This window comes from Nitrospinota bacterium, from assembly GCA_029881495.1.
GTDB lineage: Bacteria > Nitrospinota_A > UBA7883 > JACRGQ01 > JACRGQ01 > JAOUMJ01.
Window position 1 is genome coordinate 17,489 of sequence record JAOUMJ010000032.1, and the last position, 13,883, is coordinate 31,371.

General features: G+C 48.8%; 15 protein-coding genes. 8 read left to right on the forward strand and 7 right to left on the reverse strand.

Features of this window, described 5'->3' with window-relative positions; genetic code table 11:
• Window position 1 precedes the first annotated feature (1 nt).
• From OEY64_11590 to OEY64_11615, 6 genes are read left to right on the forward strand one after another with little or no spacing between them, the layout of a single operon-like run.
• Window positions 2-682, forward strand: coding sequence for a prepilin-type N-terminal cleavage/methylation domain-containing protein (locus tag OEY64_11590; protein ID MDH5543594.1), 681 nt, complete (start codon window positions 2-4; stop codon window positions 680-682).
• Window positions 669-1,607: a type II secretion system minor pseudopilin GspK gene (gene gspK, locus OEY64_11595; protein MDH5543595.1), complete on the forward strand. Its 939-nt coding sequence runs from the start codon at window positions 669-671 to the stop codon at window positions 1,605-1,607. Before OEY64_11590 ends, gspK begins: the two co-directional genes overlap by 14 nt.
• Complete coding sequence (locus tag OEY64_11600) at window positions 1,608-2,942, forward strand: type II secretion system protein GspL (protein MDH5543596.1); 1,335 nt, start codon at window positions 1,608-1,610, stop codon at window positions 2,940-2,942.
• A complete protein-coding gene (gene gspM, locus OEY64_11605; GenBank protein ID MDH5543597.1) occupies window positions 2,939-3,442 on the forward strand; it encodes a type II secretion system protein GspM in 504 nt (167 codons plus the stop codon). The genes OEY64_11600 and gspM overlap by 4 nt, the downstream gene beginning before the upstream one ends.
• Window positions 3,443-3,445: 3 nt before the next feature.
• A complete protein-coding gene (gene gspN, locus OEY64_11610; protein ID MDH5543598.1) occupies window positions 3,446-4,498 on the forward strand; it encodes a type II secretion system protein GspN in 1,053 nt (350 codons plus the stop codon).
• On the forward strand, window positions 4,498-5,457 hold the full coding sequence (locus OEY64_11615; GenBank protein ID MDH5543599.1) for a hypothetical protein: 960 nt from the start codon (window positions 4,498-4,500) through the stop codon (window positions 5,455-5,457). Before gspN ends, OEY64_11615 begins: the two co-directional genes overlap by 1 nt.
• Window positions 5,458-5,459: 2 nt before the next feature.
• Here the strand turns inward: OEY64_11615 and OEY64_11620 are convergent, their stop codons facing one another.
• Window positions 5,460-6,500 carry an aldo/keto reductase gene (locus tag OEY64_11620; protein MDH5543600.1) on the reverse strand — a complete coding sequence of 347 codons (1,041 nt, stop codon included), beginning with the start codon at window positions 6,498-6,500 and terminating at the stop codon, window positions 5,460-5,462.
• 142 nt (window positions 6,501-6,642) lie between these two features.
• Here OEY64_11620 and OEY64_11625 point away from each other — a divergent pair, with 142 nt between their 5' ends.
• Window positions 6,643-7,302: a sel1 repeat family protein gene (locus OEY64_11625; protein MDH5543601.1), complete on the forward strand. Its 660-nt coding sequence runs from the start codon at window positions 6,643-6,645 to the stop codon at window positions 7,300-7,302.
• Window positions 7,303-7,393: 91 nt separating this feature from the next.
• Window positions 7,394-8,623 (forward strand): hypothetical protein, encoded by a 1,230-nt coding sequence (locus OEY64_11630; GenBank protein ID MDH5543602.1) that lies wholly within the window; start codon window positions 7,394-7,396, stop codon window positions 8,621-8,623.
• An 8-nt stretch (window positions 8,624-8,631) separates the two neighbouring features.
• Here the strand turns inward: OEY64_11630 and OEY64_11635 are convergent, their stop codons facing one another.
• From OEY64_11635 to OEY64_11660, 6 genes are all read right to left on the reverse strand, one after another.
• Window positions 8,632-9,078, reverse strand: coding sequence for a bacteriohemerythrin (locus OEY64_11635; GenBank protein ID MDH5543603.1), 447 nt, complete (start codon window positions 9,076-9,078; stop codon window positions 8,632-8,634).
• 48 nt (window positions 9,079-9,126) lie between these two features.
• Window positions 9,127-9,585: a bacteriohemerythrin gene (locus OEY64_11640; protein ID MDH5543604.1), complete on the reverse strand. Its 459-nt coding sequence runs from the start codon at window positions 9,583-9,585 to the stop codon at window positions 9,127-9,129.
• 347 nt (window positions 9,586-9,932) lie between these two features.
• On the reverse strand, window positions 9,933-10,358 hold the full coding sequence (gene fliS / locus OEY64_11645) for a flagellar export chaperone FliS (GenBank protein ID MDH5543605.1): 426 nt from the start codon (window positions 10,356-10,358) through the stop codon (window positions 9,933-9,935).
• A gap of 16 nt (window positions 10,359-10,374) precedes the next feature.
• Complete coding sequence (gene fliD / locus OEY64_11650; protein MDH5543606.1) at window positions 10,375-12,012, reverse strand: flagellar filament capping protein FliD; 1,638 nt, start codon at window positions 12,010-12,012, stop codon at window positions 10,375-10,377.
• Between the two features lie 174 nt (window positions 12,013-12,186).
• Complete coding sequence (locus OEY64_11655; GenBank protein ID MDH5543607.1) at window positions 12,187-12,567, reverse strand: hypothetical protein; 381 nt, start codon at window positions 12,565-12,567, stop codon at window positions 12,187-12,189.
• A gap of 40 nt (window positions 12,568-12,607) precedes the next feature.
• Window positions 12,608-13,459 carry a flagellin gene (locus OEY64_11660; protein ID MDH5543608.1) on the reverse strand — a complete coding sequence of 284 codons (852 nt, stop codon included), beginning with the start codon at window positions 13,457-13,459 and terminating at the stop codon, window positions 12,608-12,610.
• Between the last annotated feature and the right edge of the window lie 424 nt (window positions 13,460-13,883).

Here is a 13,883-nt window from a genome sequence, read left to right on the forward strand (position 1 = left end):
TATGGAAAATAGATCACTACGCGCGCAGTGGAAAGGGGAGAAAGGTTTCACCCTGATAGAGATACTGATCTCCATAACCATTTTCAGCCTGATATTCACATTCATTCTGAACGTACTCACGACCAGCATCTCCGCAAGCCAGTCAGCGGAAAAAACGATGGATGTAGACCATGTTGGGAGATTCATCATAAAAAGGATTACCGCCGACCTCGTTTCCGCCACGACGCTTCCTCAAAGCAAATCGGGCGGGTTCATAGGGAAGGCGCAGATGTACAACGGAAAATCGATGGACGAGATGCACTTCACGTCGCATACGCGTCTTTATTACATGGCGCGTCCGCAGATAGACATATCTGAGATAGGCTACTATTTTCTACCCGACGTCAACGAACAGGGTGAGAACATAATGGTGCTGATGAGGCGGGAGTCGGACGTCGTGGAGGAGAGAATAGACATGGGTGGTGTCTCGTTTCAGATCTCAAACAGCATAAAAGAGCTGAAGATAAGGTACCTGGGAAAGAGCGACAGGAAGCTCTGGCTCGAACATTGGGATTCGGAAAATAACGGCCAGCAGAAAGGGAAACTGCCGAAAGCTGTTTCGGTGGAGCTTACCCTTGCCGACGGCAAGAGGGATTTCTTTTACAGCACAGTTGTGAAGTTGCAGGATTATGAAGGAGCTTAATAACCAGAAGGGAATGGCCCTTGTCATCACTCTCCTTGTTGTGGTGATCCTCACCGTGACTGTAACGGAGTTCATATTCGCCACATGGGTCGATTACTCGATGGCGGCCGATTTCCGAGACGACCAGCGGGCTATCATGGCGGTGCGCGGAGGGGTAGAGGCGGCAAAGGAGATACTTGTGCAGGATTTCAAACAGAGCGACAAGATAGATTCCCTGGTGGAAAACTGGGCCGTGCCCTCTATTCCGGTCCCTTTTTACAATACATTCGTATTTGTGACAATAAAGGACGAATCGGGAAAGCTTGATCTCAACCAGCTTGTCCCCACGTCAGACGAACCAAAGCAGGAACTGGTCGCCATTTTTGTAAGGCTTCTGGAAAAACTTGAGCTCGACAAGGATATTGCGTCAGCGGTTATTGACTGGATAGACATAAATGAAGAGGGATTATACGAGTATGGCTACTACCAGTCTCTCACCCCACCATATAAATGCAAGAATGGGAAGCTCGATTCATTGGAGGAGCTGAAGCGGATAGCAGGGATAACGCCGGAGGTGTACTACAGGCTAAGGCCGTTCGTGACCATCTACTCCGACTGGGGAAGCAACGCAACGATAAATATCAACACCGCTAAAAAAGAGCTTATACATGCGCTTGATGAAGGGATCAGCGAACAGATGGTCGAGCAGTTGATACTCGCGAGAATGGAACAACCGTTTGATAATACGCCAATAATTAAAACGCTCATCCCCGATTTTGCCGATCAGGATCTCTGGGTCAGGTTCAGTCCGCTGATAAAGGTGAACAGTAAAACCTTTTCGGTCACCGCTACCACGACGGTCGGTGAAGTGATGCACGACGCGGAAGCGGTGTTCACCAATCGAAACGCAAAAAGCGCCACATTAAAATATTTCAGGATAATGTAAATGCCGAACTACATAGGTCTTCATATAAAGAAATACAGGGTAGATGCCGTCGCCCTGAAAATAGCCGGCGACTCTTTCACGCTATTGGAGTATGTCTCATCTGACTATTCAGGCGAGGAGAGTTTGGCCGACGCTATAAAAGAGATCGCCCGGAGGTTCGATCAGTTCTCCGCGTCGTGGGTGGTTGGTCTTCCGGCTGAGGATTTTTCGTTCCGCCATCTCACCTTCCCATTCAAGAAGAGAAAGGCTGTCATACAGGCGCTTAAATTCGAACTCGAGACGGTACTTCCGTACTCGTCGCAGGATATGGAATTTTCCCAGACGATATTTTCCTCCGGCGAGAAGACGAAGCTTCTCGCCTCGGCGGTGATGAAAAAGGATATCGAACAGTACCGCACGGCGCTCCGAAAGGCGGGAATTCTTGCGCGGGTAATGATGCCGGACGTTATCGCGCTCGGCAATTTCGGAACCGCGCTCTTGGGGGTAAAGGAGAACGCGTTCATTGCAAACGTGGATAGAAACGGCGCCCTCATGTGCTTCCTCGGCGAGAATGGGTATATGGATATTCAGTCGTCGGAGCGGGACGTGATGGAGTTCCGCAGGTTCCTCGCGACAACAGGGGTGGAGCCCGAAAGGAAATTCATCGGCGGCGAAGGGGCCGATTCGTCGTTTACAAGTTTTTCCAGTAACGGCGACGAATGGAAAAGGGAGCTGAGGGAAAAGCTGAAATCTACCATCTCTCCGGAGAGGATGATGGTGCCGCTCGGTCTTGCCGCGAGAGGGGCTCTTTCACCGCGCGAGGGGATCAACTTTTCAAAGGACAGCGGATTTTATAAAAAATATCTATCCGGTTTCGGGATACACGCAGTCGGCGCGGCTCTCTTCCTGATAATGTGGATCATGTTCATGATTCACAGCAACGGGGAAAAGAGCAGAGAGCTTGCCGCCACTAAAGCGCAGATAGACAAGGTATTCAAGACCGCACTGCCCGGTGTAAAGTCCGTAAAGCCGGCATTCCAGCTAAAGGAAAAGGTTAACGAGCTGGAGACGAGACTCAAGGCTACAGGACTTGTAGCATCCGAGCGTAGCGACCTCCTCTGGCTTTTGACTAAACTTTCCGAGAAGGTGCCCTCGACGTCGACATACAAGGTTCGGGAAGTTTCGCTGGATGAACGGGGAGTTATGCTCTCCGGAGAGGCCGACAATATTGAGGAGATAAACAAACTGCGCGAGGCCATTGAGGGGATAGGTTCGTACAAAACCGTTGAAGTGAATGAAACGAAACCTTCACCGGACAAGAAAAATACAGCTTTCAAGATAAGGATGAAAAAGTGAACCCGTTTTCGAACTATGACAAAAGGACCATTTATGCGATATCGGGCGGGGTCGCGCTCGCGCTCTTTATCGGTCTGGTAATAATCCCGCTGATAAGCCGGTCGAGCGATCTTGACGGCAAGCTTGAGAAGTCGCGGAAAAATCTCACGGAAATAATCGCGCTGGCGGAAAAATACCAGTCTCTTCTAATGAGCAGTCCGCAGGGGCTTCGAAACCAGAGATCAAATGAACCTTTAAGCGTGATTGTGGAAAAAAGCGCGAGGAAGGCGGGGATCGGGGAAAACATTTCAAAGATGACGCCGAAGCTTGCCGGCGGAAAGAACAGGGAAGAGGAGATACTGGTGAGTTTTTCATCCGTTTCACTTACGCCGCTGGTCGAGTTTCTAAAGGATATACAGATCTCCCCTGCCGGGATCAGCGTACAGAAAGGGGTAATCTCTACCTCTTTTGAAAACGAGGAGCGACTGGACGCGAATCTCACCATTGTGAAGGTATTTTAGGCGATGAAGGAAAAATTCACGGCGCTTTTGGAGAGAGTCAGAGAGATATACGCCTCTGCGCGCGAGGTCGTTGCGGGTACGTTCTCCCCGGTGGTGCAATTCGCGGAATCGATGGCAGAGCGCTATCCGATAATCGGCGTGATTGCGGTGAAAATCTCGGAGGGTCTTTCGTGGCTCAAAAAAACCGTCGAACCCGCCCTGAAAGGGGGGGGGAGGAAGACTGTTGGATATGCGGCTCTCTTTTTTGTGTCGCTCATGATCTTCGTGATCCTGGGGTTCGATACGAACAGCTTTAAAAACTATCTCGAATACAAGGTGAAGAGTAAAACAGGGATCTCGGTTTCCATCGGGAAGCTCGGTTTTTCGTTCCCCCCCGGTATCCGTCTACGGGATCTTTCGGTGATCAAGGAGAGTGAAGGGCTGGAGCTTAAGTTAAGCGATATAAGGGGGAGGATCCTCTTTTCCACCCTTTTCACGGGAACACCGCAACTCCGCGTGGTGGCATATGAAAAAAACGGGAGCCTCATTTTCGACGCCGGAAAAAAACTTTTCGGCGACAAGAAGTTCGTTCTTTCCATCGATTCGAAAAATTTTCCGATACATGAAATAGTTGTCAGGGCGTCGGGGAAGGAGTTCCCCGCAAAGGTATCTATAAACGCCAAAGGCGGAGCAAGATTGCTTAAAGACCTGAACAGCGCGGAGGCGAATTTGAATATAGACCTCCGTGACATAAAGATCAGCGAGGGGATTTACGGCGAGGGGCTTATGAAGAAGATGTCCCCTCACAAAGCGGTCTGCGACGTTTCATTAAAGGAGAGAAAACTCGCCACGAAAAATTGCGAGATCGAAACGCCGCTAGGATTTGCTGAGTTGAATCTCAACACCATACTGTCGCCGGTAGTGAACAGAACGCCGCTGAGCGGGACGGTAATAGTTAAAAAGCCTACCGGATTTCTGGAACCGCTTCTTTCCATGAATGAAAAATTGAGGAAGCCTGACGGCTCATATCACATCCCGATGAAAGGGACGTTCGCCAGCCCGGGTCTTGTGATGTAATGTCAGCCCCTGAAAATCTGACGCACGAGGAATCCGGGGAGAGAGCCGAAAAAACATCGTTTCTCTTAAAGGTAGCGGTGACACTGTTTCTCCTCGCGGTATCTCTTTTTGCAATCGCCGCTCTATACGCCTACAGGGCCATAGACGCGGATATGGTAAAGGATAAGATTGAAACTCTCTCCATGGAAGAGATCGGGCTGGATCTGAGAATAGGATCACTTGAATTCGAATACCCGACAACGCTCTACCTCAACGACACAAGAATTTTCACTGTCGATGGCGAGCTGAAACTGGGTGATATTGAGGCGCATCTACTGATAAATTCGATCCTCCGGGGCGCGCCCGCTATCAGGATAAATTCAAAGGCTGGCGAGGGTTTTGTGTCCGCCGACTTCGGTGTGGAGTTTGATCATGCACGGTTTCAGCTTGTCCATCCCTCCATGAATCTCAGGGTATACAACTATCCGATCGCATCGCTTTTCAGTGATACCGAAGGCGTACCGCTCCCTGTCGACGGAAAGCTGAGCGGAGACGGGACGTTCCAGCTTTCCAAAGCTGACTGGGAAAGGTCATCCGGAAAATTCATGTTCAGGATATTTGATATCTCGCTTGACGAATCGCTGTTCAGCAGTGATGGCGGATTGAAGGAAAAAAAGATGAAGGAGCTTTCCTTCAGCGAGGCAAACTGCACCATGGTTCTCGACGGAGGGAGGATAAGAACGGAAAACTGCGTCATCGAATCTTCCCACGCTGAGATGGAACTGGTATTTTCGGAAAAGCTGTACACCATAATGTCGAACAACCCTATGGAGGTTACGCTGGTGATCCGCAATCCACAGGATTTTCTGAAAACATATTTTTTCTTCTATCGCCAGTACAGATCGGGCGAGGACGAATACCGTATACCTTTTATGATTGCCCCGATAAATGCACCAGACGAAACCGGAACGGCCGAATGAATTTAGCGGTGCGTCTCCAGATTATTCACATTGTCGCCGAAAATGCGGGACATCACCCCTGAAGTTTTCAGGAAGTCATGAGGGAAACCGAGCTCGATCCTGCTCGCGGTTTCGAGTTTCTCCATATGCGTGTCATCGAGAGTAAAGTCGAACGCCTCCAGGTTCTCTCTCATCTGTTTATCCGTTTTCGCCCCGACGATAGGGATCGCCCCTTTACTTTTCACCCAGTTGAGGGCTACCTGCGCCATTGAACGACCCGATTCCTTCGCGACCACTTGGAGCGTTCCAAGTATCTTCAACCTTCTTTCATCCATTATGGATGCCTGGTCTTCCGTATATCTTTTGCTACCGTCGGTCGAAACGAGTTTTCCATCCTTTACGCTGTACTTGCCGGAAAGTAGGCCGTAGTTCATCGGCCCCCAGGCAGTAACGGCTATGTCGAGTTCCTTTGCCATCGGAAGAAGTTCTCTTTCGATTGTTCTCTCCATCAGATTGTATTTTAGCTGAAGGGCGGTGAACGGCGTCCATCCGCGAAGCTCTGCAAGCATGTTAGCGCGGGAGACGATCCACGCGGGGGTATCAGAAGCACCAATGTAATGAATTTTCCCGGCGCGGACAAGGTCGTCCAAGCCGCGCATTACCTCTTCAATAGGGGTGGTGTAATCCCACATATGGAGCCAGTAAAGGTCAATGTAATCGGTCTTCAGCCTTTTGAGGCTGGCGTTTACCGATTCCACCATATTCTTTCGATGGTTCCCCCCCGAGTTGATATCTCCCGGCCTCATAATGAGAGTGTATTTTGTAGCGAGCACCAGCCGTTCCCTGTCGGATGAGATGAATTCTGCCAGCCACTTTTCGCTGGTCCCTTCGTGGTATTTGTTTGCGGTGTCGATGAAATTCCCACCCGCTTTCGTGAACGTATCGAATACCCCCCTGCTCTCTTCCTTGTCGGTGCCGAAGGCCCACTCTTTCCCGAAGGTCATTGCGCCAAGGCATATTTCAGACACGCGAAGACCGCTCTTCCCAAGAAGCCTGTATTTCATGGTAACCTCCAGTTCAAGTGATGACCGAATATGCCTTTATACCATATCCGTTTTTACATTTCCGGCGAGAGAGTGATATTGTCGCTTTGGCCTCCCGGCATGATGTTATAAAATAAGCCAGAAAAGGAGATTGTAAAAAGCGATGTTTTTCAAAAAGATATTTACAGCTATTTTTTGCGCCTCTCTGCTGATCGCGCCGATATCGTACGCCGCCGACGATGGCACCGATATCTACAAGGAAGCGATGGAACTTTACAATAAAAAAGAGTATGACAAAGCGGTCCCTCTGCTCCAGAAGGCGGCCGATAGGGGGCATGTGAAGGCGCAAAGGGAGCTTGCGACGGTATACAGGCTCGGCCTTGGGGGGAAAAAAGACCTCAAGAAGGCGGTAGACCTTTATCTGAAATCGGCCTCAAAAGGGGATATGGTTTCTCAGTATTCACTCGGAGCGATGTACGCAAACGGTATAGGCGTAATGAAGAACAGCGCCGAGGCATTTGCCTGGTACAGGAAATCGGCTGAGCAGGGGTATTCAAGCGCCCAGCTGAACCTCGGCCTCCTCTACTACCAGGAGAAAGAGTTCGAAAAGGCGCTCGACTGGTTCGTAAAATCTGCTGAACAGGGGAACGACGGAGCGCAATTCGTGATAGGCGAGATGTACCGGCTCGGTTCCGGCGTAGACAAAAACCTGCAGGAGGCGAGAAGGTGGTTCTCTATATCGGCCACGAAGGGGAACACCGCGGCGAGAAAGAGGATCGAAGAGCTTGACCGCCTTGAAAATCCTACAAGTCTGCCGAGATAGAATCAACACACCTTTCAGCATTCGGCCCAAACCGCAAGCGGGGATCATCTCCAAGCATATGCATAGGATTCAACCGTGAGGTATTAAGAGTATGTTTTCCGTCGTGTATACTATTTCGATGGGAATTATTAGGGGGGAGTACATGAAATCGGGGCATATTATTCTGTTAACTGTATTCCTGGTTCAACTCCATATCACCCAAGCAGACGCGATGAACGGATTCTCGCCGCTGGCGAAGGATCGCGTTGTAGTAATGCCGGTAAGAGGAAGCAATATTTCCGCCGACGAGAGCAGTGTGTTCAGGGCGGCGATGGTCGAAAGCCTTCAATCCAGATACGAGGTGCTGAGCGGAAGCGAAGTCGACAACAGGATCAGGGAGATCTTCGCGAAGGAGTTTCGCGAGGGGCTTGACTGCGAAACCGAGGAGTGCCTCATTGAGCTCGACAGGACCCTACATGCCGAACTTGTAAAACTTACCGAATCGTTCGGTGCGGAGTTGGTAGCAACGGCAACTGTTGTAAGGAAGGATAGCGGTTACATCCTGATTGTCTATCTGAACAACGTCGCGCGAAACAGGGTGGTGTTTGCCCGAAGCGAGCCGTGCAAGGGGTGTGACGAGTTTGAAATTGTCGGCAGGCTAAAGAGGATGATTGACGACGGACTCGTAAATCTGGAAAATTCAAAGCCGGACATGGTTGAACATGCGGAAAACATTTCGAAAACTTTTAAAAAAATATTTCATCTGGGACCGCCCGCTGAAAGGAAAAGCAGGAATTTTGAACTGGTTCTTTTGAATGCCCCTTCGGAAGTGAAGATAAGGGATGTCGGCTGGTACTCCGTCGTGAATGCCCCTGCCGGTTATGGCGTCGGCTTTGATATTAATATCATGGAAATGCCGGTTAACATACACGCAAGATATTTAAAGGCCGACAGCGGCGGTGACGTCGTTTCATTTTACGATGAGAAGGATTATTTAAAGAATCTCGGAACAAATATGGAAAATTTAGTCCCCGATTATCTGTATGGGGACTACTCGTTTACCCAGTACAGTCTGGGTGTGAGGAGATACTGGGAGTTCCAGCGTTTTTATTTTACACTTTCTGGAGATTTGTCCGCCGCTGACGTAAGCCTAACCATTGACAAGAGCGACTATTCCGGCTCTTTGGCTGGGTTAAATCTGGAGGGGGGCGCCTATTGGAAATTCAGTCAGGGGGGGAGCAGTATTGGCGTATTTTTTGGCTATATCTATTTAACCGGAGATTCGGATATAGCCCAGGCAAATTCCTCAAACGGTGGAATGGCGTATATCTATAACTGGTAGGGGAATTTCTACTTTATCCCTTTTGCCTTCAGGAATTCGGCATATTCCATGTCCTCTTTGAGGATATGAACTTGCAGCCATTCGGTTACCACAGCGGTAATTTCCGCCGCCATTATCCTGCTGTTGGCCTTTCCGGCCTTATATTCCACAAACAGTCTTCGTACCTCTTCAGTAAATTTTTCATGGCTCGATTGGTGGTTTTGAAAGTCCGGATAATCATTTTTCAGCAGAATGATCTCCTCGTCAATGAAGTGGGTGACTGAATATTCAAGGAGGCCCATAAGCGTGCGATTGACTATTTCTTCGCTTTTTTTACCCATCATCGCGTCGCGAAGATCGTTGATATAAGTGAAAATGACTTCGTGCTGTTCGTCGAACAGCTTGATCTTGGTAGAGTATGAATCATCCCAGACAAGCTTGGGCATCTGCTGAACTTTCATAAGCGGTTTCCCCATATAACGCCAATCTCACACGCAATCAAAGGGGACAGGATACTACCGGGTTTATGGAAATTCAATATTTTTTGAGCGGAAATATTCGACATAGTCCTTGTCGGTTTTCACGATGTGTACCTGTATCCATTCGGTAAGTACGCCGGTAATTTCAGCGCTAATGATCTTGCTGTTGGACTTGTCGGCTTTGGACTGGACATACAGGCCTTTCACCTCGTTCATGAAATTATCGTGTTCCTGCTTGTGATGCTCATATTCGGGGTATTCGTTCTTGAAAAGGAATATTTCCTCCTCGAGAAAATGTGTCATCGTGAAGTTTAGAATGGATTTAAAAGTGTGTTCTATCATATCTTCGGATCTGTTCCCCATCATGATGTCCCGAAGCTCATTTATGTATTCGAACAGTTCCTTGTGCTGGCTGTCAAATTTATCGATGCCAAGCGAATATTTATCATCCCATTCAAGTCGGGGCATGACGTGAATATGGTCAGTTATTACCTTTTTATCCATATAGCTTCCTTAATTATTTGTTCTGCCCGGCACTGATTCATTGCCGGATTAAACCAATTCTCCCCCCGCAGCATTCTAAACCAGTACTGGCAAGAATTTCTATAGTAATGGCAGTCACAACAGCAAAATATCTTGTATAGAGAATATCGGTTTATGTGGGAATTATAACACTTTTAGGAAGAAATTTGTCCAGTTCGAAACGGTTTTTCAATAACGGAAAATCGCGGATATCAGGGATTGATCTGCCTCGGGAGAGGCGCCCTTTTTCAGGCGCCGCTCCCTTCGGCAAAAAGTACCGGGTAGCTTATATGGCATTAAAAGGAAATAAAAGGAGTTGAGTCTTTCCTTTAAAGGTTTATCGCTACCCGGGATGAGGCATTGTTTTTATCCTTCAAATTAAGTTTAGGATCCGATGATATTTTCAGCCACGCTTCCCTGATGTCGTTCAGCAGGGATATTGATTGATCCACCATTGCAATATCCCCGTTTATATTCGCCTGTGTAAGCTTGATGGTGATAAGGTGATATGCTTTTTCGAGACTGCTGGCAACTTCCCCACCTTTTTGGCGGTTTAGGGATTCCTGAAGTTCTCCGACTATTTTCTGGGCTTTTGAGAGGTAAAGTCCCCTGCCGGCGATATCATTTTCCCGCATTTTCTTTTTGCATTCATTCAGGAAGCGTATCGCCCCATCGTACATCATCAATACCAGTTTCATTTTTCCGGCGGTACTTACTTCGTTTACCTTGTACGTTTGCAGATGCCTGTAGCTCATTTAATCTCCCTCATTGTTATTTCCTCAATCCCGGCAGGTTGGCGAGCTGATTTGTAAGATATTCGCTCTGCCCTTTGAGCCGGGACATCAGCACTTCAAGTTTTACGTATTTTTCGGTAAGGTTTTTCTCCTTGAGAGCTATCCTGTCCTCCATCGATTTTATGTCGTCGCCAAATCCTTTATGAAGCTGTTCCAGGTGCCGCCGCTGATTGAAAACGGCGCCCTCTGTTGAAAATTCGGTAAGATAACTGGTCTGGAATTTCACCTGTTCGGCAATACCGACAACCGGCGTAAACGATCCCGTCTGGCCAGACCTTAAGGTCGACATCGGTGCCCTTATCAACAGGCCCTCAAGGTCAGAACCTTTCGGCCCTTCCCAGAAGTTCCCCGAATTTTTCAAAGTTATCCATTCGCTCTGGCCCTGCCTGCGCATCAGTATTTCATTTACACCGGATACGGGATTTGGCCTCACCTGAGTGTCATACCTGCCGGAAACCGTCGCTCCGCTTGCGTCGCTGAATGAAAAACTTCCGGAGCCGGACGATACAAACAGGTTTGTCACGCTCAGTATGTTCTTCTGTATTGCAACCCTGAGTGTCGCTTCGTCAACCGCTATCTTGTTCTGGGAATCGCTTTTTATCCCTATCTGCGGCAGAGAACTGTACCATCCTGAACCTGCGTTTGCTGTCCCTACAGTGCTCGAAAAAATCGTCCTTAGACGGTACTGAATATTCTTCAGGGTGCTGTTTCCAAAGAGAATGCCTGATTCCCTGGTTGTTACGTCGTAATAATCATGTTCCTTGGTTTTGTCCATGAAATCGTTGTAGGCGTTTACGAAGCCTTTTACGTTGGCAACTAGGTCGTCCGGATTGCTTTCAAAAGTAATGGTGCCGGAGCCGGTGCTTAAAAGATCGAATTTGACGCCGTCTATCAGGTCATCAAAAGAGTTCTCTTTTCTGGTAATGGTCATTCCATCAAGCTCTACGACTGCATCTTGAGCGCTTTGGGTTTCCGTGAAGTTCATCGTCTGATTGTCAAACCCGGACCAGTTTGGATAGTATTCCGCTGAAACGGAAAAAGCGGCGTCCGCCCCAGCTACATTGGACGAAAGAAGAAGCCTGTAAGCGGGATTGGAGCTCCCCCCTGTATTAATCGTTGTGGCAGTCAGGCCGAGAGAAGTGTCAGCGTTGATAGCGCTAGCCAGGCCGGATAATGTTGATTCAGTAAATTCTGTGGTTCCGTTTGCAGTGGTGATGGACATGGTCTTCAAACCAGTATTTGCATCAAGACTTGAAAATGTGTTGTCCGACACTATCTTTTGCGCCTTGGCAAGCTGATTTACTGTAAAGCTGTAAGAACCTGATGAGATGTTGGTATTTGGAGTTACGGTTACGACGTCCGATTTTTGAGATGTGTTGTTGTTCTCAAAAGCGCCTTTGACCCCCTTGAACTCGGAAGCCTTGTTTATCCTTCCAGCGGCGGTCTCAAGCGCGAGCAACTTGGTGTTGATCTCCTGCCAGGCCGCCATCTGGTCCTTAACCTTGGTCTGTTTCTGTTTTACCATTTCGACGGGGCGCTTTTCGAGCTCCATCAATTTGGTAATAATACTCGTCGTGTCAAGCCCTGAGGCAAGACCGCCTACTGAAATAGCCATATATAAATCCTCAAACTCCTTTTAAGTTCAATTAACTTATCGGGGAATTCTGACTTTTTCATTAGGGGGAAGATAGAAAAATCTTTGAAAATCGGGCGTAGCTATCTTGTTGAATATTTTGCACATATGGCAAAATATTGTGGGCGGGTCATTTGACCCGCCCACAAGTTGGACTTATCCGTTAACGTTGCAGAGAAATCCGAGCCGTTTTTGGCCTGTTTTCTCGGTCAACTGGCGGATACTCGTATCGGTTCTGACGTCAGCCATTGAGGGAACTTTTTCCCTGTTCTCGGCGACAGACTCGATAACCAGCTTCCCGCTGGCCCGGTCCACGGAGTACCTTGCGCGTTCCTTAAGGACATTGAAGTTGTCCCTGATCCGCGCATTAAGTTCGTGTGACACGGTTTTATCAGTTTGGCCGTTAGAACCTGATTGAACCCGTTCCTGCTCGCTTGCTGAAAGGTTATCTCCGGGGACTTGAGGCCTGGAGCTGGCGTCCAGATTCGACGTGCCATTATTCGGCACGACGGCGGATGTCACAGCTTTTATTTCCATTTCTCAATCCTCTTAGTTATGCGATATTACCTGTTCAATTTTATCCAAGGAGCTGCAGCACTGTCTGCGGTACGAGGTTGGCCTGCGCCAATATCGCCGTAGAAGCCTGCGAAAGGATCTGGTTCTTGGTAAATTCCGAGATCTCAGCCGCATAATCGGCGTCCCTTACCTGTGATTCGGCATTTGTCAGGTTCTCGGTGTAAACCGCGAGGCTCTGCAGTGTGTGCATAAGCCTGTTCTGCAGTGCGCCGAGGCGGCCTCGTCCGTCGGTAACTTTCGCGATGGCGGAGTCGATCCCTGCCAGCGATGAAAGAGCGTCCGAAACGCCGGTAACGCTGAGATTCTGGATGGCCAGACCTGTGCTGGTGATAGCGGTAAGGTCGATGGAGTTATTGAAGCTGATCCTGTCGTTGTTCGTTGCCGCAATACCTATCTGAATAACAACAGATATTGAACCAGCCGTGCTCATCGAACCGTCGAGCAGTTTCTGGCCGTTGAACTCGGTGACTGCCGCGGTGCGGTCAATTTCGTCTTTCAGCGCCTGGAACTCACGGTTGATCGTGATCCTTTCCGCGGAGCCGATCGTACCGGTTGCGGCCTGTGAAGCAAGCTCCCTCATTCTTATAAGCATCGAAGCCTGTTCGCCGAGGGCGCCTTCAGCCGTGTTTATCATACCGATACCGTCGTTGGCGTTCCTTATAGCCTGTTTCATGGAGCGAATATCGCCCCTCATCCCTTCGGATATCGCAAGGCCGGCGGCGTCGTCTGACGCGCGGTTGATGCGCATACCGGAAGAGAGTCTCTCAAGAGAAACCTTCAGGTTATCGTTGTTGTTTCCCAAATGTCTCTGTGCGGAGACTGAGAAGTTATTGGTATATACTCGTAGTGCCATTTTCGTAATCCTCCTTGATCAATTTTTTGGCGTCCTTGCCATTTGTTATCTATCTATCTATCTATCCAAGCATCTTTCTCAACTACTTTTCGTTTCCTAAAAATCACCTTCCTCTCAATCATTTTGCTGACAAAATTTAGCGTTAAACTCCCTGGAGACCCAGCAGACTCCAGGTAGACGCAGTACTCCTGTATAGCCATATGGGAAAAAGGCGCACCCTGCCGTTCATCCCTGCGCCCGATCTCGCATGTCATACAGACGCAGAACGGGCGTAGTCGCGGATCACGACTTCATTTCCCATCGATCAATCCATTTCGTTCCTCTTTTCCAAAAAGTTGCAATGTTCATCCACCTGGAGTTACATAAACTCCAGACAGGCGCAGTACTCCTGTATAGCCATATGGGAAAAAGGCGCACCCTGCCG